Source organism: Faecalibacterium intestinale (assembly GCF_040096575.1).
Taxonomy (GTDB): Bacteria; Bacillota; Clostridia; order Oscillospirales; family Ruminococcaceae; genus Faecalibacterium; species Faecalibacterium intestinale.
This window is the reverse complement of sequence record NZ_JBBMEN010000004.1, coordinates 210,913-236,074: the sequence shown is the minus strand read 5'-3', so window position 1 is coordinate 236,074 and position 25,162 is coordinate 210,913. Positions and strand designations below refer to the sequence as shown.

The 25,162-nt window shown below is 52.2% G+C and carries 23 protein-coding genes and 1 tRNA gene; 20 read left to right on the top strand and 4 right to left on the bottom strand.

What is annotated here, in order from left to right:
* Window positions 1-10: 10 nt before the first annotated feature.
* From rhaD to WMO20_RS05500, 10 genes are all read left to right on the top strand, one after another.
* The gene (gene rhaD, locus WMO20_RS05545; RefSeq protein ID WP_120021044.1) at window positions 11-838 is read left to right on the top strand and encodes a rhamnulose-1-phosphate aldolase; all 828 of its coding nucleotides are present in this window, start codon (window positions 11-13) and stop codon (window positions 836-838) included.
* A gap of 10 nt (window positions 839-848) precedes the next feature.
* Window positions 849-1,166 carry an L-rhamnose mutarotase gene (locus WMO20_RS05540; RefSeq protein WP_120021043.1) on the top strand — a complete coding sequence of 106 codons (318 nt, stop codon included), beginning with the start codon at window positions 849-851 and terminating at the stop codon, window positions 1,164-1,166.
* Window positions 1,167-1,493: 327 nt separating this feature from the next.
* Window positions 1,494-2,528 (top strand): TRAP transporter substrate-binding protein DctP, encoded by a 1,035-nt coding sequence (gene dctP, locus WMO20_RS05535; RefSeq protein ID WP_120021042.1) that lies wholly within the window; start codon window positions 1,494-1,496, stop codon window positions 2,526-2,528.
* Window positions 2,525-2,995, top strand: coding sequence for a TRAP transporter small permease (locus WMO20_RS05530; protein ID WP_120021041.1), 471 nt, complete (start codon window positions 2,525-2,527; stop codon window positions 2,993-2,995). The genes dctP and WMO20_RS05530 overlap by 4 nt, the downstream gene beginning before the upstream one ends.
* Window positions 2,996-4,309: a TRAP transporter large permease gene (locus WMO20_RS05525; protein WP_120021040.1), complete on the top strand. Its 1,314-nt coding sequence runs from the start codon at window positions 2,996-2,998 to the stop codon at window positions 4,307-4,309.
* 113 nt (window positions 4,310-4,422) lie between these two features.
* On the top strand, window positions 4,423-5,349 hold the full coding sequence (locus WMO20_RS05520) for an AraC family transcriptional regulator (protein ID WP_349186069.1): 927 nt from the start codon (window positions 4,423-4,425) through the stop codon (window positions 5,347-5,349).
* Window positions 5,350-5,359: 10 nt separating this feature from the next.
* On the top strand, window positions 5,360-6,487 hold the full coding sequence (locus WMO20_RS05515) for a glycoside hydrolase family 88 protein (RefSeq protein WP_207666267.1): 1,128 nt from the start codon (window positions 5,360-5,362) through the stop codon (window positions 6,485-6,487).
* Window positions 6,488-6,519: 32 nt separating this feature from the next.
* Window positions 6,520-7,329 (top strand): gluconate 5-dehydrogenase, encoded by an 810-nt coding sequence (locus tag WMO20_RS05510; protein WP_120021037.1) that lies wholly within the window; start codon window positions 6,520-6,522, stop codon window positions 7,327-7,329.
* Window positions 7,330-7,344: 15 nt separating this feature from the next.
* Complete coding sequence (locus WMO20_RS05505) at window positions 7,345-8,166, top strand: sugar phosphate isomerase/epimerase family protein (protein ID WP_120021036.1); 822 nt, start codon at window positions 7,345-7,347, stop codon at window positions 8,164-8,166.
* A gap of 193 nt (window positions 8,167-8,359) precedes the next feature.
* Window positions 8,360-10,957, top strand: a complete 2,598-nt coding sequence (locus tag WMO20_RS05500) for an exo-rhamnogalacturonan lyase family protein (protein WP_133303653.1) — start codon at window positions 8,360-8,362, stop codon at window positions 10,955-10,957.
* 79 nt (window positions 10,958-11,036) lie between these two features.
* Here the strand turns inward: WMO20_RS05500 and WMO20_RS05495 are convergent, their stop codons facing one another.
* Window positions 11,037-12,362, bottom strand: a complete 1,326-nt coding sequence (locus tag WMO20_RS05495) for an MATE family efflux transporter (protein WP_120021034.1) — start codon at window positions 12,360-12,362, stop codon at window positions 11,037-11,039.
* 2 nt (window positions 12,363-12,364) lie between these two features.
* Window positions 12,365-12,916 (bottom strand): TetR/AcrR family transcriptional regulator, encoded by a 552-nt coding sequence (locus WMO20_RS05490; protein WP_120021033.1) that lies wholly within the window; start codon window positions 12,914-12,916, stop codon window positions 12,365-12,367.
* 323 nt (window positions 12,917-13,239) lie between these two features.
* Here WMO20_RS05490 and WMO20_RS05485 point away from each other — a divergent pair, with 323 nt between their 5' ends.
* The gene (locus WMO20_RS05485) at window positions 13,240-13,863 is read left to right on the top strand and encodes a winged helix-turn-helix domain-containing protein (RefSeq protein WP_120021032.1); all 624 of its coding nucleotides are present in this window, start codon (window positions 13,240-13,242) and stop codon (window positions 13,861-13,863) included.
* 189 nt (window positions 13,864-14,052) lie between these two features.
* Here WMO20_RS05485 and WMO20_RS05480 read toward each other — a convergent pair whose 3' ends face one another.
* Window positions 14,053-14,385, bottom strand: a complete 333-nt coding sequence (locus WMO20_RS05480; protein ID WP_120021031.1) for a helix-turn-helix domain-containing protein — start codon at window positions 14,383-14,385, stop codon at window positions 14,053-14,055.
* 549 nt (window positions 14,386-14,934) lie between these two features.
* Between WMO20_RS05480 and WMO20_RS05475 the strand changes: the two genes are divergently transcribed.
* The 6 genes from WMO20_RS05475 (at window position 14,935) to WMO20_RS05450 (ending at window position 19,621) form a co-directional block, all read left to right on the top strand.
* On the top strand, window positions 14,935-15,426 hold the full coding sequence (locus WMO20_RS05475) for a sigma-70 RNA polymerase sigma factor region 4 domain-containing protein (RefSeq protein WP_120021030.1): 492 nt from the start codon (window positions 14,935-14,937) through the stop codon (window positions 15,424-15,426).
* 356 nt (window positions 15,427-15,782) lie between these two features.
* Complete coding sequence (locus WMO20_RS05470) at window positions 15,783-16,010, top strand: hypothetical protein (protein ID WP_015565159.1); 228 nt, start codon at window positions 15,783-15,785, stop codon at window positions 16,008-16,010.
* Between the two features lie 133 nt (window positions 16,011-16,143).
* The gene (locus tag WMO20_RS05465) at window positions 16,144-16,815 is read left to right on the top strand and encodes a type II toxin-antitoxin system PemK/MazF family toxin (RefSeq protein WP_120021029.1); all 672 of its coding nucleotides are present in this window, start codon (window positions 16,144-16,146) and stop codon (window positions 16,813-16,815) included.
* The gene (locus WMO20_RS05460; protein WP_120021028.1) at window positions 16,806-17,627 is read left to right on the top strand and encodes a DUF6551 family protein; all 822 of its coding nucleotides are present in this window, start codon (window positions 16,806-16,808) and stop codon (window positions 17,625-17,627) included. Before WMO20_RS05465 ends, WMO20_RS05460 begins: the two co-directional genes overlap by 10 nt.
* A gap of 126 nt (window positions 17,628-17,753) precedes the next feature.
* Entirely contained in the window at window positions 17,754-18,002 is a 249-nt protein-coding gene (locus WMO20_RS05455) for a helix-turn-helix domain-containing protein (protein WP_120021027.1), read from the top strand.
* A gap of 122 nt (window positions 18,003-18,124) precedes the next feature.
* Window positions 18,125-19,621: a tyrosine-type recombinase/integrase gene (locus tag WMO20_RS05450; RefSeq protein WP_120021026.1), complete on the top strand. Its 1,497-nt coding sequence runs from the start codon at window positions 18,125-18,127 to the stop codon at window positions 19,619-19,621.
* A 204-nt stretch (window positions 19,622-19,825) separates the two neighbouring features.
* On the opposite strand, the gene WMO20_RS05445 is transcribed toward WMO20_RS05450, so the two are convergent.
* Window positions 19,826-19,909, bottom strand: a tRNA-Leu gene (locus WMO20_RS05445).
* Window positions 19,910-20,208: 299 nt separating this feature from the next.
* Here WMO20_RS05445 and WMO20_RS05440 point away from each other — a divergent pair.
* From WMO20_RS05440 to WMO20_RS05430, 3 genes are all read left to right on the top strand, one after another.
* The gene (locus WMO20_RS05440) at window positions 20,209-21,309 is read left to right on the top strand and encodes a response regulator (RefSeq protein WP_181573048.1); all 1,101 of its coding nucleotides are present in this window, start codon (window positions 20,209-20,211) and stop codon (window positions 21,307-21,309) included.
* A gap of 297 nt (window positions 21,310-21,606) precedes the next feature.
* Window positions 21,607-22,749, top strand: coding sequence for a ribose-phosphate pyrophosphokinase (locus WMO20_RS05435; protein ID WP_129872303.1), 1,143 nt, complete (start codon window positions 21,607-21,609; stop codon window positions 22,747-22,749).
* Window positions 22,750-23,082: 333 nt separating this feature from the next.
* The gene (locus tag WMO20_RS05430; RefSeq protein WP_256266317.1) at window positions 23,083-24,990 is read left to right on the top strand and encodes a CE1 family esterase; all 1,908 of its coding nucleotides are present in this window, start codon (window positions 23,083-23,085) and stop codon (window positions 24,988-24,990) included.
* Window positions 24,991-25,162: the final 172 nt, after the last annotated feature.

Genomic DNA, 25,162 nt, shown 5'->3' with positions numbered 1-25,162 from the left:
GGTATTTATCATGGGAATTCTGGATGTTGAGATCGTAAAAGGCTTTATGCGGATGTGCAACGATGGCTGGCTTCAGGGCTGGCACGAGCGCAACGGCGGCAACCTGACCTACCGCATGAAGGAAGAAGAAGTGGCCGAGTGCCGCCCCTTCTTCAATGCACAGCCCCGCGAGTGGGTGAACATGGGTGTGCAGGCCGACAATCTGGCTGGTGAGTATTTCATCACCACCGGTTCCGGCAAGTTCTTCCGCAATGTGGAATTGGACCCCGTCCACAGCATCGGTATCGTGGAGATCAACGACAAGGGCGACAGCTGGCGCATTGTCTGGGGTCTGGAAGATGGCGCAAAGCCCACCAGTGAATTCCCCAGCCACTTCATGAACCACAGCGTCCGCAAGGCAGCGACCAACGGTGCGAACCGTGTCATTTATCACTGCCATGCCACCAATGTCATTGCACTGACCTATATCCTGCCCCTGACCGACCGCGACTTCACCCGTGCCCTGTGGCAGAGTGCCACCGAGTGTCCGGTGGTGTTCCCGGAGGGCGTGGGTGTCTGCCCGTGGATGGTGCCCGGTGGTGCGGACATCGCCATGGCAACCAGTGAGCTGATGAAGACCTATCAGGCTGCAATCTGGGCACAGCACGGCCTGTTCGCTTCCGGCCCGGACTTCGACATCACCTTCGGTCTGGCTCACACCATTGAAAAGAGTGCCGAAATTTACGTTAAAGTCCTGAGCATGGGCGGCGGTCTGATTCGTCAGACCATCACGGACGACGACCTGCGCGCCATCGCCCGTGACTTCGGCGTGACCCTGAACGAGAACTTCCTCGACTAAGGAGCAGAACATGGAACACATGGCATGGAAGGGCCGCATCAAGCCCGGCTGCAAGGCCGAATACCAGAAGCGTCACGCAGAAATTTGGCCAGAGATGGTCAAGGTGCTGAAAGACGCCGGTATCTGCAATTACAGCATCTTCTACTGCAACGATGAGCTGTTCGGCTACTATGAGTGCGAAAAGGGCGTGGCCTACGCCGAAAAGGTGCAGGCCGAAAGCCCGGTGGTTGACCGCTGGAACGAGTATATGAAGGACATTCTGGAACTGGAAATGGACCCCGTGACCGGCGCACAGCCCAAGCTGGAACAGGTATTCCGGCTGGATTAAGCGACACTGTCCGATAAAACCAAATTGACTAGAGCCATCCGTAATAAGAACACGGGTGGCTCTTTTTGCTTGTGTTCAAACAATGTTGCACGTTTCAAAAGCACCAACGAATATAAAAAATTATTTATATGTAGAAAAATAGCCAAAAATATTGTATGATTTAACAGGACGATGTTAAAAAGAACAAAATTGTATACAACACAAGCGCAAGATTGTTTGAATTTTTGACTTCATTCGCAATTCTTTGCGAGAAAGTCTGTCCAAGAGTCGCTATACTTATAACCAGAAAGTTGCACCGGAAAAGCAAAAACTTTAGGAGGAATGACAATGAAAAAGACATCAAAAATCTTGTTGACCGTCATTGTCGTCGTGTTGCTGGGAATTGGAATTTCCACCTTTTTCAAGGTAAACGGCAGCATTGGCAGTGACAAGATCCAGCTCCGGCTGGCACACGGTCAGGCGGGCGATTCCGAGATCGGCGGCACGATCGCATATCTGTCCGATCTGGTGGCCGAAGATGAGAGCATGAACATGGAGGTTTCCATCTATCCCAGCGGTGTTCTGGGTTCCGAAACTGCCATGGTCGAACTGGTACAGGCCGGCGTTCTGGACATGGCAAAGATCAGTGCCGGTACGCTGGGACAGTTCGATGACCGCTACACCATCTTCTCGCTGCCGTATCTGTTCAAAGGGCAGGAACATTACTACAATGCAATGGCAAACAGTGAAGCTATCCGCGAACTGTTCAACGCCACGGAAGATGCCGGCTATATCGCGATCGGATATTATTGCAACGGTGCGCGCAACTTCTATCTGAAAGACGATATTGCAGTGACTTCTCCCGAAGTGCTGAAAGGCAAGAAGATCCGCTCTATGGTTAGTTCCACTTCCATGGATATGATCGAAGCAATGGGCGGTTCGCCCGTTCCCATGTCCGCAAGCGAGACCTACACCTCTTTGCAGCAGGGCATCGTGGACGGTGCCGAGAACACCGAACTGGCTCTGACCGTTGATAAGCACGAGGAGATCGTCAAGTCCTACACCTACACCGAGCATCAGTACACCCCCGATATCTACATCATCAGCACGAAAGTCTGGAACAAGCTCTCCAAGGAGCAGCAGGATTATCTGCTGGAGTGCTTCAGCAAACTGAATGACAACTTCGTACAGAAGTACAATCAGATGATGGACGATGCCATGGTCGAGGCAGAAAGCTACGGTGTCCATGTCTACCGCGACATCGACAAGACTCCGTTTATCGAAGCTGTGCAGCCCATTCACCAGAACTTCCTTGCAAAAGGCGAGTCCTACCAGAAGCTGTACGATGATATCCAGAGCTATGCGGAGGATACAGACAAATGAAAGTTTTGAATAAGATTTTGAGTTCCGTTCTTGCCTTCATGGTGGCGGCGATGGTCGTTGTCTGCTGCTGGCAGGTCATTACCCGCTTTGTTCTGGGCAATCCCAGCAAATACACCGAAGAGATCCTGCGTTTCGCACTGATCTGGCTGACTATGCTGGGTGCGCCGTATGCCTACGGTGCCAAGCAGCATCTGGCCATTGACCTGCTGGTCAAGGGTTTTGAACCCGCTGGTCAGCACCGCACCCAGATCTTTGTAGAGTTCGTTGTTCTGGCACTGAGTGCTGCGGTCTTTGTTGCAGGCGGCATCGCCGTCACGATGAACGCCCACGGCCAGATCTCGGCGGCAATGAAGCTGCCCATGGAGTGCTACTACGCCTGCATTCCCATCGGCGGTGCGCTGATGATCCTTTACAGCCTGAACAATCTGTATCATCTCTTCCGGGATAAAAACAAGGAGGTCGCTTAAATGGAACTGCAAGCCGCTATCCTTCTGGTGGTCAGCTTCGCGCTGTTGCTGATGTTCAGCGTACCTGTTTCGTACAGCATCGTTGCATCCGCATTTATCACCATCACCGCTTTCCTGACCCCGCAATTCGGTATGTTCGTTTCCGCCCAGAAAGTCATCGCGGGCATTGACAGTCTGTCCTTGATCGCCGTTCCATTCTTCATCTTAGCCGGTCTGCTGATGAGCAACGGCGGCATCGCGCACCGATTGGTTGACTTAGCCATGCTGGTTCTGCGCCGGGTTCCCGGTGCGCTGGCTCTGACCAACGCCGCTGGCAACGCAATGTTCGGTTCTATTTCTGGTTCTGGTATCGCAGCGGCTACCGCCATCGGCGGCGTTATGCTCCCCATGGAAAAAGAGGAAGGCTATGACGAAGGCTTCTCCGCTGCCATGAACGTGGCTACCGCTCCGGTTGGCCAGCTGATTCCTCCCACGACCGCATTTATCGTCTACTCCACTGCCAGCGGCGGCACTTCCGTCGCTACCCTGTTCATGGCTGGCTGGATTCCCGGTCTGCTGTGGACTGCCGCCTGCATGGTCGTTGGTTATTTCATCGCAAAGAAATACGGCTACATCCGTAAGGGCGAGAAAGCCAAGAAGCTGAGTGCCAGCGAAACCTTGCAGACCATCTGGCGCGCCATCCCCAGCCTGCTGCTCATCGTCATCATCATCGGCGGCATCCTGTCCGGTGTGTTCAGCCCCACGGAGGCTTCCGCTGTGGCTGTTGCCTACGCTTTCATCCTGTCGGTGTTCATCTATAAATCCATCGACCTGAAGGATATGCCCCGTATTCTGGTGCAGACCGCAAACATGACCACCGTTGTCATGCTCATCATCGGCGCATCTTCCGTCCTGAGCTTTGTTCTGAGTTTCACCGGCCTGCCTGCTGCCATCAGTAAAATGGTTCTGGGCATCTCCGACAACAAGTACGTCCTGCTGCTCATCCTGAACATCTTCCTGCTGATCGTCGGCACCTTCATGGATATGGCACCGGCTCTGCTGATCTTCACCCCGATCTTCCTGCCCATTGTCCGCACCTTCGGCATGAGCGATGTACAGTTCGGCGTTATGATGGTCATGAATCTGGCGGTCGGCACCATTACCCCTCCCGTTGGCAACGTCCTGTTCGTGGGCTGCTCTCTGGCAAAGCAGCGTCTGGAGAACGTGATGAAGAGTCTGGTTCCGTTCTTCGTGGCAATTTTCATCTCCTTGATGCTGGTCACTTACATTCCCGCTCTGAGCGAGTGGCTGCCTACCACGCTGGGCCTGATGTAAGCCCCGCAGTGCAAATGCTTGTCAAACCTGAACAGATATGACATAATCAAGGCAAAGGTTCCTGCGGCGATTGCCGCAGGGATACCGCCTGTTCAGGAGAAAAGGAGCATTTCATGGAAACAACATGGCTGCACAGCATGGTTCAGGGCGATGCGACCCAGTATTACCGCAAACGAAACGGCATTATGGTGGAACACATGGTTCGTCCGGCAAACTTTGATATGCGGTACAACCACTTCCATCAGGAGTACGAAATTTATCTCCTGCTCCGCGGGCGGAGGCAGATGTTTTTTGAGAACCGCGCCTATGAAGCACAGGCCGGAAACCTGATCCTTGTGGACAGCGGCCAGATCCATATGTCCCATTCCATTGTGGGCGACCCGGAATCCGAGTATGAACGTGTGATCCTCTATGTAGACCGGGATATTGTGGAAAAGGTCGATAAGATGTTCCCGGAATTGAAAATCGGTGCGTTCTTCCACAAACACTACGGCATTTACGAACTGACACCGAAGCAGACAGCGAATACCAGCCGATTGTTTCTGCAAATCATGGAGGAACTGGACAAGGCAGAGCCTATGAGCCAGACTGCCATCCTTTCAGAGTTGATTCTGGGCTTCATCCACTTCCGGCGCAGCAATCAGCAGGTCGCCTGCTTGAATGATGTGCAGGAGGGCAAGGCCAGCGGCGGAAAGTTCGATGCCGTTTATCAGGTCGCCGATTACATTTCAGATCACTTTCAGGAATCACTCTCGCTGGACAACCTTGCCGAGCAGTTCTATATCAGCAAGTATTATCTGAGCCGTTCCTTTCACGAGGTGACCGGCTTCGGCATCAACGAATATGTCAACATCCTGCGGGTAAAAAAGGCGCAGAGCCTGTTGGAAACGACAACGCTTTCCGTTTCCGAGATCGCAAGCCGTACCGGGTTTGAGAGCATCACCTATCTGGGGCGTGTGTTCAAGAAATATCAGCACGTTACGCCTGCACAATATCGCAAATCGCTTACTTCAACCAATCAAAACAGCACAGATAAATGAGGTGTTTTTTGTGGCAAACGAAATCAAAAAAGAACTGATCCAGAAGAAGCTGGATCTCGTCATTCAGAAGCTGATGCACCTTGGTGCCCCCGAAAACGAGGACACTTTGAAAGAAGGCGGCGAGGCCATCGGATTTTTCAGCCGTGACTTCGGCATCAAGGAGTGGGACTGGCCGCAGGGCATCGGCCTGTACGGACTGCTCAAAATTGCCAAGATGCAGGATTCGGAGGAATACCGCACCTTCCTGCACGACTGGTTCAAGGAGAATATTGCGCAGGGTCTGCCTTCCCGCAATATCAATACGACCACTCCGCTGCTGACCCTGTGTGAACTGAACGAGATCTACCACGACCCTGAGTTTGAAGCTCTCTGTCTGGACTGGGCAAAGTGGCTGATGGAGTGCATCCCACGCACCCGTGAGGGCGGTTTCCAGCACGTCACCAGTGCCAACGGCGACCGTCAGGGCGTTCGTCTGAACGAGAGCGAAATGTGGATCGACACCCTGTTCATGACCGTCCTGTTCCTGAACCGGATGGGCCAGAAGTACGGCAAGCAGGAGTGGATCGATGAATCCATCAAGCAGGTGCTGATGCACATCAAGTATCTGTACGATACCCACACCGGCCTGTTCTTCCACGGCTGGTCGTTCAATCGGATGGACAACTTCGGCGGCGTGTTCTGGTGCCGCGGCAACAGCTGGTTCACGCTGGGTATTCTGGACTATCTGGATATGTTCAAGGGTACGCTGAATCAGGGGGTCAAGGCGTTCATTCTGGACACCTACAAAGCACAGGTTCGTGCGCTGCGTGACCTGCAGGGCGAGGACGGCCTGTGGCACACCGTTCTGGACGACCCCACCAGCTACGAAGAAACTTCCGGTTCTGCTGCCATCACCGCTGGCATCCTGAAGGGCATCCGCATGGGGATTCTGGATGATTCCTACCTGCCTTGCGCCCAGAAAGCCATCCGCGCCATCCTCAAGAACATCGACACCGATGGTACGGTGCTGAAAGTGTCCGGCGGCACCGGCATGGGCTATGACCGCGACCACTACAAGAACATTCTGATTGCTCCCATGGCATACGGCCAGTCGCTGACCATCCTTGCACTGGTGGAAGCACTGGAAACCTTTGAATGATATTTCACTGACCTTTATGGAGGACTACTATTATGGCTATCTGCACTCCCAAATCCTTTGACCTGACCGGCAAGGTCGCACTCATTACCGGCGCATCCTACGGCATCGGCATGGCCATTGCAAAGGCACTGGCCGCGAATGGTGCGACTATCGTGTTCAACGACATCAAGCAGGAACTGGTGGACAATGGCATCGCTGCTTATGAAGAAGCCGGCATCAAGGCTCACGGTTATGTCTGCGATGTTACCGACGAGGACGCCGTCAACGCCATGGTTGCCAAGATCACCGAGGAAGTCGGCCACATCAACATTCTGGTCAACAACGCCGGCATCATCAAGCGCATCCCCATGACTGAGATGAGCGCAGCACAGTTCCGTCAGGTCATTGATGTTGACCTGAACGCGCCCTTCATCGTGGCAAAGGCCATCATCCCTGACATGATCGCACAGGGCGGCGGCAAGATCATCAACATCTGCTCCATGATGAGCGAACTGGGCCGCGAAACGGTTTCTGCTTACGCTGCCGCAAAAGGCGGTCTGAAGATGCTGACCAAGAACATTGCTTCTGAGTACGGTGCTTACAACATCCAGTGCAACGGCATTGGCCCCGGCTACATTGCTACCCCGCAGACCGCACCTCTGCGCGAAATTCAGCCCGATGGAAGCCGTCATCCCTTCGACCAGTTTATCGTGGCCAAGACCCCTGCAGGCCGCTGGGGTGAAGCCGAAGATCTGGGTGGCCCTGCCGTGTTCCTCGCATCCGAGGCATCCGATTTTGTCAATGGCCTGATCCTGTACGTTGATGGCGGCATCCTCGCTTACATCGGCAAGCAGCCCCAGTAAAGAAAGGCACCTGCTATGAAGATTGGCTGCCGTGCCCACGATTATGGCAAGCACCCGGCGCAGGAACTGGCATTGATTCTGCACAACGCTGGTTATCAGGCTGCACAGGTCGCTGTGCCAAAGGCCATTGAGGGCATCAACGATTATCAACATATCTCGCCGGAACAGTTGGAAACCCTTCGGAGTGGTTTTTCCGCCCATCAGGTCGAGATCTCTGTGCTGGGCTGTTATCAGGACTTGAGCGACCCGGACGCAGAAAAACGTGCCGCTGCTGTGCAGAATGTCTGCCGTGTTCTGGGCTGGCAGCATCTTGCAGGCGGTCACTGCGTCGGCAGTGAAACGTCCTATCTGCATCTGGATGCAGAAGAACGCGCCGCACGGCGCGAATGGATGTTCGACAGCATTCTTCGCATCGTGGAAGCTGCTGCAAAAACAGACGCCATCTTTGCGGTAGAGCCGGTCTACTGGCATCCGCTGGACAGTCTGGAGGTGGTGCAGCAGCTCATCGACCATGTGGCCGACCCGGAGCATCTGCACTTCATCTTCGACCCGGCCAATGTGCTGGAAAACCACAACATCCCCCATCAGGCAAAGCTGTGGAATGACTGGCTTTCTCTGATCGGTTCCCGCGTGGATGCCATTCACATCAAGGACTTCACCTACGGTTCTACGGGGACTGACGATACTTATGGGCCTTGCCCGCTGGGAAAAGGCTGCATCCAGTATGATGCCATCTCCAAATGGCTGCACCAGCAGAATCGGGACATTCCGCTCCTTCGGGAAGAAGTCATCCTGAGCTGCGCCGCAGAGGACATTGCTTTTATGTCAGCCCTCTGAACCACATTTCAAACCCATCCGCAATTTGCTTTCTTCATTTTCTCCTTCATCATGCGCCCTCCCCTTTGTGGGAGGGCGTCTTTGTTTTTATCTGCCTGTGATTCTTGATAGAATGAAAAATTATTGATATAGACGCTGGGAAAAGCGGCTTCTATAATGGAGCCAGAAAGAACTTCGGAAGGGAGAATACAGCATGAAAGTACATTGCTTACAAGGACGGACGGCAAGCGGCTTTGTTACCTTCGGCGGTGTCTGGGAAAAAGGCGAGGTCCCGGCTGCATCGTTCCAGCTGACAGCACCAGACGGAAAAACACTGCCATTGCAGAGCAAGCCTATGGCGTTCTGGCCGGATGGAAGCATCAAATGGAGTGCGCATACCACCGATGCGGCACTGCTGAAAGAGGGTGCAGAACTTTTGCCAACTCCAAAAGAGCAGCCGGACAGCGGAATTCAGATCATAAAAGGCCCGGATGCCTGTACACTGGATACCGGCGTACTCCGGCTGACCGTTCCTCTGGGAGAAAACCTGCACTGTGATTTTCTGGTGCAGGATATTTCTGTTTCCGGGCGAAAGGCCGCACACAAGGTCTACCCGGTCTTTCTGCTGGAACGCCGGAACGAAACGGAAGATGTGCTGGAAACACGGGTGCAGAAGTTCCACGGCGTGGTTCAAAAGGCTGTTCTGGAAGAAGCAGGCCCTTTGCAGGCGACCGTTGCATTTTACGGAGAGAACACACACGGCGAGTGTTGCTCCATGCCTTTTGTGATACGGCTCTCGGTCTGGAAGGTCAGCGCAGAAATGCGCTTTGTCCACACCTTCCTGTTTGACGGTGTGGAACAGCGGGATTTCCTCAAAGGAATGGGCATCCGGTTTGAAACGGAGCTTTCCGGTGCGGTATACACCCGCCATGTGCAATATCTGCAAGAGGACAAGGTGTTCCATGAATGTCCGCAGAATCTGGATTCAAGGTTTCCACATCTTGGGCCGAAAGTCTGTCAGGCACAGCTGAACGGCGAGATTTCTGCTGCAAATGCGTCAGAGGATATGAAACAGGCCTCACAGGATATTCCCATCTGGCGGCAGTATCATCTGGTGCAGGACAGCAACCGACATTATGCCATTTTTAAGGCGACCCATACTGCGTGCTGCCGCATCCGCGCACAGGAGGGTGCAAGGGCACCGGGCGTTATGGCACTGACCGGAGAAAATGGCGGCGTGATGGCAGGCATCCGGGATTTCTGGCAGAAATATCCCGGTGGTCTGGCCGCAAATGCGTTGGATCAGGAAAATGCACAGTTGTCCTTGTGGTTCTATTCGCCCTTGCAGGAAGCCTATGATTTCCGGCACTATGACACCAAAAGTCATCCCATGACCTGCTATGAGGGGTTTGAAGATTTACGCCCCAGTGCCTACGGCATCGGAGTGACCAGCGAATGCCGGGTGCAGTTCACGGACAGCCTGCCCTCCGAACAGCAGCTCCGGCAGTTTGCCGACCGACTGCAAAAGCCGCCGGTCGTTGTGGCAGACCCGGCGTATTACCACGAAAAACGTGCATTTGGCTATTGGGGGCTTCCACATCCTGAAACAAAGGCCGGGGAGCAGCTGGAAACCGCTCTTGACCGGGCGTTCTCGTTCTACCAACGCGAGGTGGAAGCGCGGCATTGGTACGGCCTGTTTGACTACGGCGATGTAATGCACACCTACGACCCGATGCGCCATTGCTGGAAGTACGATGTTGGCGGCTATGCGTGGCAGAATACCGAACTGGTGCCGACCTACTGGCTGTGGCTCTATTTCCTGCACACCGGGCGTGAGGATGTTTTCAGCCTTGCCGAAGCGATGAGCCGACACGCATCCGAAGTGGACACCTACCATTTCGGCCCACTCAAGGGGCTGGGTTCCCGCCATAATGTACGGCACTGGGGCTGCTCCTGCAAAGAACCACGCATCGGCATGGCGGGACACCACCGTTTCCTGTTCTATCTGACCGGGGACGCACGGCTTGGCGAGGTCATGGAAGACGTGAAAGATGCCGACGTTTCCATGAGCCAGAACCCGCACAGCATGGAAAAGCGGCCGGATGGCGTTATTGTTCCCTCTGCTCGCAGTGGGCCGGATTGGTCGAGTTATGTGTCGAACTGGATGACCCACTACGAGCGGACACTGGATGAAGCCTACCGGCGCAAAATTGAGACCGGCATCCGTGATATTGCTGCCACACCATACGGCTTTGCATCCGGGCCGGATTATTACTATGACCCGGAAACCGGGCATCTGATCTACCACGGCGAGATTGAGAACACCCCCAACCAGCATTTGCAGATCTGCATGGGCGGGCCGCAGATCTGGCTGGAAACTGCCGATCTGCTGGAGGATGATACTCTGAAAACGCTGCTGACCCGGCTGGGCAAGTTCTATTATCTTCCGGCAGAAGAAAAGACCAGACGGACCCACGGGCAAATCGTGAACCGTCCTTTCAGCTGGCCAATGTTTGCCACGGCAGTTTCGGCATTCAGTGCGGCAAACACCCATGATGCGGAACTTGCAAAGAAAACATGGGCTGTCCTGATGGAAAGTGTTCCGCAGAACGCTGGAACAGATGCCTTTGCACCCCATTCCTATGTGAACGGTTTTGCCGCCGATGGCCCGTATCAGGAGATTCCCGGCATCTCGACGAACTGGGTATCGCAATGGTGCCTGAATACGTTGATGTGTCTGGAATTTATCCCGGATGCAATGCCGCAGGACGGTTTTATAGAACTGAAGTCGCCTGTTTCCTCCAAAAAATAAGATGAAAAAATCCCATGTCCAGACCAAAATATGGTGTAGGACATGGGATTTCTCGTAGATGCACTCGGATAGAAATAGCTTATATCAACTGAAACCTTGTCCACTTCTGAGATTTATAACGCCAAATGAAAATCGCACCGCGGAATACAAGATCCATGCTCATACCTATGGCAACTCCGATAACACCCCAGCCGAAATACAGACCAAACAGGGCCGAGAAAAGCAGCCGTGCGCCAATCGTCAACGAAATGGAAACGACCATCGTAAAGGTGACATCACCTGCTGCGCGCAGGCCATTGCCTAAGCTCCCGGCAAAAGGATAGGCAAGACCGTTAAAGATGTTGTTGATAAGTACCAGCCAGATGACCAGCGACTTTGCCTCCGGCGAAATAGCCGAATACCGCACGATGAGCGGTGTCAGGGCGAACACAAAGGCGTTCCACAAAATCGACAGTACCAGCGTGATACGATTCAGCTTTTTGAAATAAAAATTGGCGGCATCAATATCCCGTGCGCCCATACACTGCCCAATGACCGTGGTATACACGGGAGCCATTGCCAGCCCCATAATAGATGCTAGCGACCAGATACTTTGCGCCACACCGTTTGCTGCGATCTGGTAGGTGCCGAACAATGCAACCATGCTGGAAAGGGCTACCTTGACCAATTGATGCACCCCGTTTTCCAGACCGTTGGGCAGTGCAATCCCCATGATTTTCTTCTGCGTACCGCCATCCCATGCCAGAATATCCGGGCCGTGATACTGCACAGCGTTTGTCTTCTGAAAGCAGAAAGCGGTAACGGCTACCGCTGAAAGGGTGCGAGAAATGAGCGATGGCCAAGCCACACCAGCCGCTCCTAGATGCAGTCCGAACACACCCACGCAGTTGCCCACCACATTGATGATATTGGTCACAAGGGAGATATACATGGTCACATTGGTCTTACCAATGCTGCGGCAGAGGGCGGCACCAGCATCATAAACCGCCAAGGCTGGAAGCGACAGTGTGGTGATAAACAGATAGGATTCGCAAGCCGCCATGACATCCGGCTCGATCTGCCCGAACAGAAGCCGCAGGAGCGGCTTGCGGAAACACAGGATGAGTATGGTCAAGGTCGCTGAAATCAGGCAGGAAATCGTCAGCAGCTGACCGGCAGCTCTGGACGCCATCTTTTTATCGTCACAGCCGATATACTGGCTGATAATGACCGCACCGCCCGCCGAAAGAGCCGTAAACAGGAAAATCATCACCGTGTTAAAGGACGTCACCAGCGATACGCCCGAAACATCCGCTTCGCTGGAAAAGCTGACCACAAAAGTGTCCGCGATTCCCACGAACATCAGAAGAAACTGTTCAATGAACAGTGGAAAGATCAGATTTCTTAAATCCTTGTTGGAAAACATTTTTACGCCTCGTATTCCCTCACAAGAGCTTTCTGGCAGCGGTTCAGCATCCGCTGAGCCTTGCTCATATCCCAATCGCAGTAGTCTGTCGCAATCATGGCTGCGATACCATGGGTGTGCATCCAAAGCTGGTCGTGCAGTTCATCGGCGGCGGCTCGGTCAAGATGGTACTGCTCCATCAGTTCGTCTATGGTACGGTCAATTATGGGCAAAAGCACCTGTTTCATTTCGGCAAATGCCTGTGACCTCATGAATAAGAACCGGAACAGTTCCGGCTGCTGCCTGGCAAGACAAATGTACTCGATGCCGTACAGATGCACCCGTGTTGAACCGCACTCTTTCTGCATCAGTTCGACAAACTTGTTCACTGCTGTTGGAATCAGTTCTTTGCGCAGTGCATCCATATTGTCAAACGACAGATAAATCGGCTGGGTAGAGCATCCCAGTTCTGCGGCAAGGCTTTTTACATTGACAGCTTCCGTTCCGCCTTCCATCAGCACCCGGAGGGCTGCACCAAGGATCATTTCTTTTGTCACCTGTTTCTTTGCAGGCATTGTTCTGTCACTTCTTTCGATAAATCAATTTATCAATAACTGCATTTATTTTATTCTTCTGCTGGATTTTGTCAAGAGGTCTGTATAGCGTTTACGGTTCCGTATGCCAACCTCGCAATCATAGATTCAATAATGTAAATATTAAGTTTGTTCCATATAACCTTTCTGCAATATTTGATAAAATGCAAACTTATTAAAATTGACGGTGACGGTGGTAGCGTTTATACTTATAAAAGATTATTTATCTAAAAGTATTTAATTTGAAGGGCGGTGAATCTCCTAAAATAGCAGCATTATCAAAAGAACCCGGAGGTTAAAAGCAAATGGCATCTCATGTATTGGGAATTGGATATACACAAAGTACGGCCACCATCGCCAAAATCGGCATTTGGAAACAGCTTGGACTGGAACTGGACTGCACAGATGATTTTGATCACGCAGTTTGTATGCTCAGCAACAGGAATTATATCTGTGTTGCGATCTGTACAAGGGCGGTTTCAGAGGAACAGATTGAAACGCTGCAGAAAATCCAGACGATTCCAATCATTGTTACTTCTCCTGATATAATTTGTAACTATGTGCAGCCTACGGAGAGCGAAGTGCGCATTCCCGAAGAATGTCCGTTGCAATGCGAACACAAATCCACTGTGATCAAGGTCAAAAATCTGCAAATCTGCCTTGAACAGCGTTCGGTGAGCATTGATGGCGTGGCTGTTGACCTGACGGAAAAAGAGTTTGATATTCTGGCATTGCTTCTGCTGAACCAGAAGCAGGTATTCACGCATGAAATGATGATGGATGCCATCTGGCATAACGATTCTGCTTTTTACTCTCGTAATGCACTGTCCAGCCATATCAGCAACCTTAAAAAGAAACTGAAACATTTCTCGGATGTTGCAGACCTGATTAAGAGCATCCGTGGCATCGGCTATAAATTTGAACCGTAAGAATTTTCTTGGGCAAACCTTATGCAAGACTAAACCATATCGAAGAATTCATTTGGTATCATCTACCTGAAAATGGGGAGAGTTTTTCCTAATTCACATGATGATACGCCAAGAGCAGCGAAACGTCATGTTTCGCTGCTTTTTTCTTTGCAAAAAGAAAGACACCAGATGCTCACAGCATCCGATGCCTTACTTTGCATGATTCAGTTCGTCGATTCGCCGACAGATGTCGATCAGCTTTTCGGCTTCGCTCTCTGTCTTTCCGCGAAAGAAGTCATAAACACACTTTGGCACTGCATTCGGCGTTGCCGTTTCTGGGAACACGAGTGCATCCAAACTGATGTTCAGTTCCTTTGCCAGAAGAATGACCGTTTCCATCTTTGGATTGCTGCGGCAGATCTCCGCCTGCATAACAGTGCGGTGACTCATGCCCAATTTTTCGGCAAGCTGCTTCTGGGTCAGACCTCTGGCTTCTCGCTCTGCACGAACTTTTGCACCAAACTCATCCAGTGGATTGTTCATCAAAGCTCACCTCATATTCATTCTAATTCGTTCCGGTAGTTTGATAAATCACCACAAGAGTGACTTGAAGTGATCTCAAGATTACTTGCTAAACACGGGCAACCCAAAAAGAGGTGACAAAGGTGAAAATCTGTATAGATTGGATATTTAGGTTCTGCAAAGAACCGAGCAATATTCACATTAAAAATATCTTATGACGGTAAGCTGCAGCTCTTGAAGTGAGTTGCAGCTTATTTATTTGCTATCAAAACTCACACAAAAAATATCGAATGCCTGAGATGCATTAAGGGCTGAGGATACTTATACCGCTTTCCATCTTCGGATGGAAAACAGTGTCGGTACCCTTTTCTTTAGTGCATCTCTTTTTTGTTGCCAAGAAAAGCCCGCAAACTGTCCTGCAGTGAAGTGTCCTCAACCTCCGCATCCGGCGGAAAGGACACTTCATGTTTCTTTTTGCCCGTTTTTCGTGGCTGGAACTGGCCGCACGGTATCCCTAGCAACTTCGAATTTTCGACTTTTCACGTTTTATCGAAAATTTGGAGGTTTAACATGGGCTTCAACTATGGCCTGGAAAAAAAGAACTTTGACCGTCAGTGGACTATCATTCGCAAACAGTATGAGGACGCTGGCATGAGCAGCGAAGCAATTCAGGCAATGTATGAGTATGACTGGTCTGTTTTCAATGCTGCGCGTTCTTACCAGAACCATACGCAGGAGATTGCTGCCCCTTCCTTTGAGCAGGGCGAAGAATCCTATTCGCCCCTTATGAACAAGTATAAGGAAGCCATTTCCATTACCGAACACTACCACGAAACTAAGAGCCGCTTTACATGGATTGGAGGGATTGAAGATGAAAAATTACTCTTTGCTCTCGAAAACCTGAACGATGAGGACTTGGAAATTTTAACCTTGTATGTTTATGAAGGTTATAACACTGTTGAATTATCGAAAGCATATCGCATTGCACAGCAAAATATAAGCAAGCGAATTTTGAAAATCACTAAATTTTTGAAGAACTTTTATTTTCAGGGTGTAGAATGACCATTTTCGATGCCTACCAAGTGAGGGGACAATTTCAAAAGCGGCTCCCACTGCTGGCAAAATGTCCACACTCACGAACCTTGAAAATTGAAGAGTTCAGTTGTTCGGTACTTCGATAATGATACTTCCGTAATTCGCGGCCCGGTCAGAATGTAGGCGGGGTGGCTGAAATGCCAATGAAGCGGTACAAGTCCGCTGCCGAATGATTCCCCACTCGCAGGGAGCCGAGGGCGAATATGCGAGACCTTAACATATTTTATCAGGAGCGGCCGAATGCTGTTTTTGGTCTTCGGTCACTCCTGTTCTTTTACATATTTATCCGCCATTCACTTTTTCAAACACGGAGGACTACTCAAATGGATGAGTTGAATCCTACGGTGCGCGAACAGGAGATATACGAGGAGATGGAACTGACCCCGGAAATGATCAAGTCCATCCGAACCCTCTGTGCGACCTGTCTGCGGCATTTCGTAGAGGCTAAGGCTTTCAAAATCGCTCTTGTGCCGAGCGCAGACAAGAGCATGGATGTATGCACCGTCTGCCAGACCCGGCGCGGTCACGATTACGTTGTCATGCACCGCTGATGCGGGTGCTTCATTCCAATCACCGGGGAGGTGATTCGTACCGTATAAATAAAACCGCTTTCATATTTTAACAGAAGCCCGCTGCCTAGGAGGTACAGCGGGCTTCTTACATATCCAAACGGAGGTTTCGCAATTGGAATCAACTTTAAAATTCCAACGCGGAGACATCTATTTCATTCGACTGGACAGCAGCACAGGTTCCGAGCAAAGCGGAACCCGCCCTGCGGTCATCCTGCAAAACGATGTGGGCAATACCTATTCACCGACTTTGATCGTTGCGACTTTGACAAGTAAGACAGAAAAGAAAGCTGCGCAGCCGACCCATTGTCTGGTGGAACCGGAAAAGCTGGAGCCTTCCATCGTTCAAGCTGAGCAGATCTTCACCATTGACAAGAGCCGTGTCCAGAATTTTGCAGGACACCTCACCCCGGAAGAAATGAGCCGGGTCGATGATGCTGTGAAGATCAGCCTTGCCCTGAACCCGATGGGGAGCATCCAGAAGCTGAAACCAATCATCCGCTCCACAGCAGCTTACGCGCCGCCTGAAACGGTTGATGGAAAGCCGCCTGTCTATCCCTACACGCCCATCAAATCCGATTTTGAGGACGCAGGGACGGTCGAAGAAATGATGTTATACACCGAACTGCAATCCGCTGTTCATGCCATGATCCAGCGGCTCGAATACAGCTTCACCTTTAATCCCAGCCTGCTCACCAGCCCGAAGCGTAAGAAGCAGGTGGCTGAGATTTTGACCGAAGCCGAAAAATACATTTGGCGAATCAAGGAGGAAATGCGATGCGCCTGAAAAACGACACGAACAATTTTGCCGCTTCTTTCAATATCACCCCGCCTTACCAGATGATGGTGATTCACAGTAGTAAGCTGATCTATCCTCGTGAGGTCTATCAGCGGCGAGTACATCGCAGTCAGGTGGAACTGATTGCCACCGACTTTAACGAGTATATCGCCAACGAGCCGAAAGTCAGCTTCCGCAACGGCAGATATTATGTGGTGGACGGTCAGCACACCATCGAGGGGCGCATTCTCCGCAATGGCGGCAAGGATTTGCCGATTCTCTGCAAGGTCTACACCGGCTTGACGATGGAGCAGGAAGCCCTGTTCTTTGCTGAGCAGAACGGCCACTCCGCACCCCTGACGGCGGGCATCAAGCTGCGCGCCAAGGTCGTGGGCGGCGATGCTCCGTCCAAAGCGTTTCTCGCAGCCACCAACCGGGTGGGTCTGGCGTTCAATTATGACAGCCTGCAGCTGAGCGACTACCGTATCAGCTGCGTGGGCACCGCTCTCAAGCTGTACAACCAGATGGGCGAGAAGATCTACTGCGAATCCCTGCGGCTGATCGTGGCTGCGTGGGACGGTAAGCCCGATTCGTTCCGTGCATCTGTCCTGCGGGGCGTGATGCACTTCGTGGAACTGTATCATGGTGAGTTCAGCGAAGAACGGCTCGTCCGTGCGCTGGGCAGCGTCCATCCTATGGAGATCTACCGTGTCGGCAGAGATAATCCCGCCAAGCTGCCCGGATGGAAGAAATACGTTTTCCCCATCTACATGGCCTACAACGGCAAAGGTCGCAAGGACGCTCTGCCGATGAAGTTCTAAAATCAAGCATATCCCCTTGGCAATATGGGCGGCATCTGTATAAATGCCGCCCATATATTACATATAGTATCTTCTTGTGCCTTATAAACATAATGAACATATTGAACTGAAATGGAGCGAACTACGATGAGTGAAATTGCATCCTGCACGTTGATTCAGCAGGACGAACATACTCGTCAGACAGAGAAATATCTGACCATGTTCAAAAAATATCCTGATGTCGTATCGGTTGAGATTCTTCAGGAAATGCTGGGCATCTGCCGCAAGAATGCTTATCTGCTTGTTAAGGAAAACAAGATTCGCTCTGCTCGTGTGGGGCGCAGTTACAAAATCCCGAAACTCTGCGTTGTAGAGTATCTGGTCAATCAAACTTGACCATCAGGAGGGATGCGCGTCCTAAAATCCCTTGCGCCATCCTTGCAAAGCATCCTCGTTTATTCTAAACTATGGGTGCCTAAGAGAGCGGCGTTTAGCTACAGGCAGAAAGGAGCCTTAATATGATAAATGTAGCTGGACACCTGAGAGAACAAAACGGTACATATCAGATGATTCTAAGCTGGAAGGACACGACCGGAAAGCGCAGAACCAAATCAATCAGCACTGGCCTTCCCGTCAAGGGAAACAAAAAGCGGGCTGAATCCCTGTTGCGTCAAACACAAAAGGAGTTCAACCCGGAAACGATGCAGCAGGTCTGCGACCTTCCTGTATCGGAGTATTTCACCCGCTGGCTTCGGGAAAGTGTAATGAGCCTTCCTCCCGAAACTTACGGCAGATATGCTTATGACATGGGTAAAGTTATCATGCCTTACTTTGAAAAGAAGCAGTTGTCCCTGAAAGCTCTCGCTCCGCGCGATCTGGAAACGTTTTTCCGCTATGAACGCCAGCAGGAGGAAGCAACGGTTCAGCAGCTTCTGGATTGGCACAAGGAACTATCCGATGCCTTTCAGTACGCAATTGACAGCAACTGGCTGAAAGTCAACCCCATCAAAGAGGTTGACCCATGCCTTGATAATTCCCCGGTACTTTTCACCGATTTCTTTATGGATTGGTTGAAAATGATGAAGTCGCGTGTAGCAATCACGACCTATGCAAACTATGAAATCGTAATTACACGCAGGATCATTCCTTATTTCAAGCCATTCAATTATACCCTGCAAGATCTTGAGCAGCATCCGAAGTACATCCAAGACTTCTATCAGCATGAGCTGGATCGTGGCGTTACGGCAAACACCGTTATTCACTATCATGCCAACATCCGCAAATGCTTACAGTATGCCTTTCAGATCGGTATGATCCGTTCCAACCCGGCAGACCGCGTTGAACGTCCTCGTAAGGAAAAGTTCAAGTCGGAGGTCTATAAGGCGGAGGAGCTGGAGCAGCTTTTCAAAGTGATTCAGGGTGATCCATCAGAATTTGGTGTCATCATGGCTGCGTTCTATGGACTGCGCCGCAGTGAGATTGTTGGTCTGAAATGGGACGCAATCGATTTTGAGAACAAAACAATCAGTATCCAGCATACAGTCGTTTCCACAAAGGTTGATGGTGTTATGACCGAAGTCGCTCGTGATAGAACCAAAACGAAGTCCAGTTGTCGGACACTTCCCCTTATTCCTGCCTGTGAGCAAATGCTCAATAAGATGAAAAAGGAGCAGGAGTTGAACCGGAAGGTCTGTGGCAAAGACTACTGCACGGACTATCTCGACTATATTTATGTGAACCCTATGGGGCGGCGTATTCGCCCCGACTTTCTGAGCCAACATTTCCCGGATTTTCTGGTAGCACATCAGATGAAGCGCATCCGTTTCCACGATCTGCGCCATAGCTGCGCCAGCCTGCTTTACGCCAATGGCGTAAGCCTGAAAGAAATTCAGGAGTGGCTGGGGCACAGCGATATCAGCACCACCAGCAATATTTATACCCATCTGGATTTTTCCAGCAAGGTGTCCTCGGCGAATGCAATCGTCAATATCTTCCCAGAAAACACCAAAGTATAAGAAACTGAGCAGAAAAAGAAAAACAGCCCAAAATCTTTCGATTTCGGGCTGCTTGCTATGCCGGTGGTGGGGGTCTCCCGCGCACTGAGCAACAGCCCGCAGGGCTGATTGCTCCCCTGCTGTGCAGGGTCGTGCTGTTCGACCCGCTCACACGCCGCAGATAAAAAGAAAGCCCCCCAGACAAGCTGGAGGGCTTCCTTTTTATGCCGGTGGTGGGGGTCGAACCCACACGTGTTATTAGCACAAGGGATTTTGAGTCCCCCTCGTCTGCCATTCCGACACACCGGCGTATCATTTTGTGAGCGGTTTTTATTATACCGGATTTGACAGGTAAAATCAAGAGGGAGTTTTTACGGAAAATGCAGCATAAAACAAACCGTTACACTCCTGTTTATGTGTCGTTTTGTGCGCGGGAGAAAAACAGACTTTGCAAAAACTGCGATAAAACAACCGAAATGCGAAGGATTTTGAATAAACAACAGAGCGCGGCATTGCTTTGCTTCCGTTGACGAGACCGAAAAGGGCGGGGTATAATCAGGCTAAAACAGGAGCTTTGCAGCAGAAGAATGCCCGCAGGAGGTAGGAAAATGGCAGACGAACGCAACAGAATGCTGGAGCAGTTGAACACAGACGACTGGCAGGAATGCCGTCAGAGCGTGTTGATCGTGGACGATTCTGCCATGAACCGCAGGATGCTCACCGAGATACTGGGCGGACGCTTTGATACCGCCGAGGCCACCAGCGGGGAAGAGTGTCTGCACCTGCTGGAGGAAAACAGAGACGGTATTTCCATTGTGCTTCTGGACATCCACATGGAAGGAATGGATGGCTTTGCGGTGTTGGAGGAGATGGACCGGCAGAAAATGCTGGAGGATATCCCGGTCATCATGATCTCCAGTGAGGACAAGGTGGACGCCATGCGCCGCGCTTTTGATCTGGGCGCGTCGGATTACATCAGCCGTCCCTTTGACGCCCGGGTGGTGTGCCAGCGCATCGGCAATACCATGCGGCTGTACGCGAAACAGCGGCGGCTCTGCGCTGCGGTGGAAAAACAGATCCGGGAAGCGGATCAGAACAGCCGGATCATGCTTGCGCTGCTGAACCGGGTAATGGAAAAGCGCAACGGCGAGAGCCGGAACCATGTGCGGCGTATCCAGATCATTACCGCACTGCTGCTGGCACAGCTGGCGCAGAAAAACGGGCAGCACTGGCTTACGGGCTCTGTGCGCCGCCGCATCACACTGGCGGCGGCGCTGCACGATATCGGCAAAATAGAGCTGGAAAACCGGCTGCTATGCAATACCGCCCCGACTGCGGAGGAAGAGACACTGCTGCGGCAGCATACAACGCTGGGTGCACAGATGCTGGAAGAAAACAGTACCCGGCAGGAAGCGGCTTTTGTGCAGACGGCGGCACAGATCTGCCGCTGGCACCACGAACGATATGATGGCTCCGGCTATCCTGATGGGCTGGTGGGAGAACAGATCCCGCTGGAAGCGCAGGTGGTGGGGCTGGCAGATGCTTACGATGCACTGGCCGGCGGCGAAAACGGGCGTCCTTACCCCCACAAGGCGGCGGTGTATCTGCTTTGCACCGCCCAAAGCAGCCAGTTCAGCCCGCTGCTGCTGGAATGCCTGCAGGAGATCGGCGACAGGCTGGCAGAAGCACTCCGTGCACCGGAAAAATAAACATTATAATAAGGTGCGCGGGGATGCTCCAAGGCGTTTGCTGCTGCGATGAAAAAAGTATTACTTTTCTTCAAAAATCAGATAAAATTTGCGAAACGGTAAAGATTTGGTCGGTTTTTTTGTAAGAAACTCACATTCTCTTTAAGGAAAAGGAAAAACAGCTGTGCAAGGCGCAGAAAATCCATACATGAAACAAATTGATATGGAACAATCGACAAAATGTGATAAAATAAAACCAGATATGCGCGCTTGTGTGCATGGTACGGATGGTAAACAGCAATAAGGAGTTATGTGACTATGTCTATTGAAATTTCCCCTAAGTCCTTCTTTGAGCAGCCCAGTGTGGCGGATATGCGGCTGATCGCCTGCCCCGGTGCAGAGGAGCTGACCGGCCTGATCGACAAGCACCTTGTCCGTTGGGCAAAGGCTGCCGGAATTGAAAAAGACACCTTCATTATTTCCTGCGACTGCCCCCGCTTCCAGAGCGGTGATGCCAAGGGTCTGGTCAAGGAGTCTGTCCGCGGCGACGATATCTTTATCGTGGTAGACCCGGGCAACTACAGCGTCACCTACAAGCTGTTCAACTACGAGAACCATATGTCCCCGGATGACCACTTTGCAAACCTGAAGCGCCTGATCCAGGCTGTGGCCGGTAAGGCACACCGTGTTTCCGTTATTATGCCCAGCCTGTACGGCGGCCGTCAGCACCGCCGCGTGGTGCGCGAGAGTCTGGACTGCGCTGTGGCGCTGCAGGAGCTGCAGACCATGGGCGTGCGCAACATCATCACCTTTGACGCACACGATCCCCGCGTGCAGAACGCAGTGCCCCTGATGAGCTTTGATAATGCCATGCCCACCTATCAGGTGCTGAAGAGCCTGCTGAAAAAGGATCCCACCCTGTCCTTCGACAAGGAGAAGTTCACCGTGGTCAGCCCGGACGAGGGTGCTATGAACCGCAATATGTACTTCTCCAGCGTGCTGGGCTGCAATCTGGGTATGTTCTACAAGCGCCGCGACTACACCCGCGTGGTGAACGGCCGCAACCCCATCGTTGCTCATGAGTATCTGGGCGAGAGCGTGGAGGGCAAGACCGTCTTTATCGCGGACGATATCATTGCTTCCGGCGAGAGTATGCTGGAGGTCGCCAGCAACCTGAAGGAGCGCGGTGCTGCCAACATCATCGCCAACGCCACCTTCCCCCTGTTCACCAGCGGTCTGGACAAGTTCGACAAGGCTGTGGCAGACGGCACCCTGACCTACGTTGTGGGCACCAACCTGACCTACCGTATGCCCGAGCTGCTGACCCGTGACTGGTATGTGGACGTGGACGTTTCCAAGTACGCTGCCTACTTTGTGGTGGCACTGAACCACGATATGTCCGTTTCCAGCATCATCGACCCCCTGAAGAAGATCGAGAACCTGCTGGCAAACCGCAAGTAAGAAGCTGTTCCAAAGCCCCTGCACCCTGTGTGCAGGGGCTTTTTGCGTTTTCATAGAGAAAAGGAAGTGTATCATGAGAAACAGCAGCGTTATAGGGAACTTTCGCTGATCAGCTCTTTTTACAAAAAATAATATACTAATATATTAATTGTAACAAAAAACACTAAATACTATTTACAAATCTTGATGTAAATGGTATTATTTGTACAACATTGAAGCAGAAAGGCACCTGCTGTGAGGAAAAAGTCCGAGAAAAAGCAAGCGAGTCCGGCCTTCAAAGCTGGGCATAAAAAAGTACGCAGACACTTACAAGAACAAGAAGGAGAAAACAATATGAAACGCCGCGATTTTATGAAGCTTTCCGCCGCTACCGCGCTGGGCGCTACTGTAGCCGCCATGGCACCCTCGGCTCTGGCTGCAACAGAGCTGAACCAGACCAACGGAGATCTGCACACTACAGTAGACCGCAAGACTGCAGCCATGGGTCTGGGCGATGGCAAGACCTTTGCTTATGACCCGGAAAAACCGTACCTGAACGTGAATGTGGGCCTGTTCCATGATGCGCAGGTAACAGTGGGCGGTCAGAATGTTGGCACTGCTACCTATTACCTGCCCGATGGCATGGATCCTTGGGCGCCGGCAGTTATCGTGCTGACCCCGGATGACACCACCGCAAAGGCGTTCTCCGGCACGGTCACCGGTCGTATGTGGCGTACGGTAGCGTGCAAAAATAAGATCGCAGTTGCATTTTTCGGTCCCGAAAACGGCGGCAGCTGGAACCTTTCCCTGAGCGCTGCCGGTCGCGATGATGCAGCAGCGCTGGATGCACTGTACCAGCTGATGCGCAAGAAGAGCGTTAAACTGTCCGGCGCATTCTCTATGGATAAGTCCCACACTGCACTGGTGGGCTACAAGGAGGGCGGCGCAGCTGCCCTGCTGTTCGGTGCTCGCTGGGCAAGTGATTTCAGTTCCATCTGCGCTGTGGATGCAGCCGAGGTACCAGCAGCCTCTCTGGAGGCAGTGGGCGGTCAGTATGTGCTGCCATTCCCCGGCGACTCCACCCGCGGCGTGCAGGAGGAAGCCATTGCCGCAAAGACGGTGGATACCCCCGTTTGGCTCGTCCGCTCCAATGCTGATTCTACCAATAAGGCAGCGCTGGAGTTCTACCTGAAAGCCAACCAGGCTGTGGCAAAGGGCGACGGTGTTTATGTCAGCGGCCGTGCAGGTTCTGCAGCCGAGGTGTGGGTCACCGAAAAGGCACAGTGCCCGGCAGCCATCTGGGAAAAGTTCTCCGGTCAGTTCAAGCGCTTTATGGCGCTGCAGCTGCCGGGCCGCGTGGCAAAGGCAGAGGACTTTACTCGGCGTGGCTTTGATATTCACGAGGAGTGGGTCAACGGCGAGTTGCGCCGCTGGATGGTCTATGTGCCGTCCACCTATACTGGCAACGAAAAGGTGCCGCTGGTGCTGGTGATGCACGGTTATACCGCCTCCATGTATGCCATTGCAGAGGAGTCCCGCTGGTACGATGTGGCAGAGCAGAACGGCTTTATCGTGGTCTTTGCGCAGGGTCTGGTGCGCCCCGCAGACCTGATGGGCAACATTCCCACCGCCATGTGGCTGGCAGGTCCCTTTGCCGCAATGGCCGGTAAGGATACCGACCCCAGCGTGGATCTGGAGTTCATCAACAGCTTGCTGGACCGCATGGAGCAGGATTACCGCATCGATACCACCCGCGTGTATGCCACCGGTCACTCCAACGGCAGCCTGATGACTTGGGCTACCGCCTGCCGCTATGCAAGCCGGTTTGCTGCTATTGCTCCGGTCGGCTATATGTTTACCCCGCTGCCGGAGCTTGACCCCGCTGTTCTGCTGCCGGCATGGGCTTTCCTTGGTGAGTACGACTCGGCAGGCGTGGCAGAGCTGGTGGAGGATAACGGCACAGTGAAGGCGCTGCAAGGCTGGAATGCCCACAACGCCACCAACGAGGCAGCTGTTGCAGAAAGCTCCTCCTACAACGGCGCTTTTGTGACCAAGAGCTTTATGGGCGGCAACGCACCGCTGGTGAAGTACACCGTGGTCAAGGATACCCCCCACGTTTACCTGCAGGAGGAGAGCGTTGCCATCTGGAACGAGTTCTTCTCCCGTTACAGCCGCGGTGCGGACGGCACCCTGTACTATCAGGGCAATGCCGTAAACGCTGGTCAGTACCAGCCCAGCGCAAACTGGTACGCTGCAAAATAAGCTGACAATGCCCGCCGCGCGGCTTTATATCTCGGGACACCGGAACGTCTGCGGACGCTCCGGTGTCCCTTTTTATGTTTTGCGGCGGCTTGTGTTAAGTTTTTGAAAATTCGCGCCGGGAGCTTTGCAAATTCCGGTGGATTTATGCTATATTTAAATTGAAATATTTTGT

Bases quoted from the DNA above. Each gene is read 5' to 3' on its own strand.
- rhaD (WP_120021044.1), top strand. From the start codon at position 11: ATGGGAATTCTGGATGTTGAGATCGTAAAAGGCTTTATGCGGATGTGC.
- WMO20_RS05540 (WP_120021043.1), top strand. From the start codon at position 849: ATGGAACACATGGCATGGAAGGGCCGCATCAAGCCCGGCTGCAAGGCC.
- dctP (WP_120021042.1), top strand. From the start codon at position 1,494: ATGAAAAAGACATCAAAAATCTTGTTGACCGTCATTGTCGTCGTGTTG.
- WMO20_RS05530 (WP_120021041.1), top strand. From the start codon at position 2,525: ATGAAAGTTTTGAATAAGATTTTGAGTTCCGTTCTTGCCTTCATGGTG.
- WMO20_RS05525 (WP_120021040.1), top strand. From the start codon at position 2,996: ATGGAACTGCAAGCCGCTATCCTTCTGGTGGTCAGCTTCGCGCTGTTG.
- WMO20_RS05520 (WP_349186069.1), top strand. From the start codon at position 4,423: ATGGAAACAACATGGCTGCACAGCATGGTTCAGGGCGATGCGACCCAG.
- WMO20_RS05510 (WP_120021037.1), top strand. From the start codon at position 6,520: ATGGCTATCTGCACTCCCAAATCCTTTGACCTGACCGGCAAGGTCGCA.
- WMO20_RS05505 (WP_120021036.1), top strand. From the start codon at position 7,345: ATGAAGATTGGCTGCCGTGCCCACGATTATGGCAAGCACCCGGCGCAG.
- WMO20_RS05500 (WP_133303653.1), top strand. From the start codon at position 8,360: ATGAAAGTACATTGCTTACAAGGACGGACGGCAAGCGGCTTTGTTACC.
- WMO20_RS05495 (WP_120021034.1), bottom strand. From the start codon at position 12,362: ATGTTTTCCAACAAGGATTTAAGAAATCTGATCTTTCCACTGTTCATT.
- WMO20_RS05490 (WP_120021033.1), bottom strand. From the start codon at position 12,916: ATGCCTGCAAAGAAACAGGTGACAAAAGAAATGATCCTTGGTGCAGCC.
- WMO20_RS05485 (WP_120021032.1), top strand. From the start codon at position 13,240: ATGGCATCTCATGTATTGGGAATTGGATATACACAAAGTACGGCCACC.
- WMO20_RS05480 (WP_120021031.1), bottom strand. From the start codon at position 14,385: ATGAACAATCCACTGGATGAGTTTGGTGCAAAAGTTCGTGCAGAGCGA.
- WMO20_RS05475 (WP_120021030.1), top strand. From the start codon at position 14,935: ATGGGCTTCAACTATGGCCTGGAAAAAAAGAACTTTGACCGTCAGTGG.
- WMO20_RS05470 (WP_015565159.1), top strand. From the start codon at position 15,783: ATGGATGAGTTGAATCCTACGGTGCGCGAACAGGAGATATACGAGGAG.
- WMO20_RS05460 (WP_120021028.1), top strand. From the start codon at position 16,806: ATGCGCCTGAAAAACGACACGAACAATTTTGCCGCTTCTTTCAATATC.
- WMO20_RS05455 (WP_120021027.1), top strand. From the start codon at position 17,754: ATGAGTGAAATTGCATCCTGCACGTTGATTCAGCAGGACGAACATACT.
- WMO20_RS05450 (WP_120021026.1), top strand. From the start codon at position 18,125: ATGATAAATGTAGCTGGACACCTGAGAGAACAAAACGGTACATATCAG.
- WMO20_RS05440 (WP_181573048.1), top strand. From the start codon at position 20,209: ATGGCAGACGAACGCAACAGAATGCTGGAGCAGTTGAACACAGACGAC.
- WMO20_RS05435 (WP_129872303.1), top strand. From the start codon at position 21,607: ATGTCTATTGAAATTTCCCCTAAGTCCTTCTTTGAGCAGCCCAGTGTG.
- WMO20_RS05430 (WP_256266317.1), top strand. From the start codon at position 23,083: ATGAAACGCCGCGATTTTATGAAGCTTTCCGCCGCTACCGCGCTGGGC.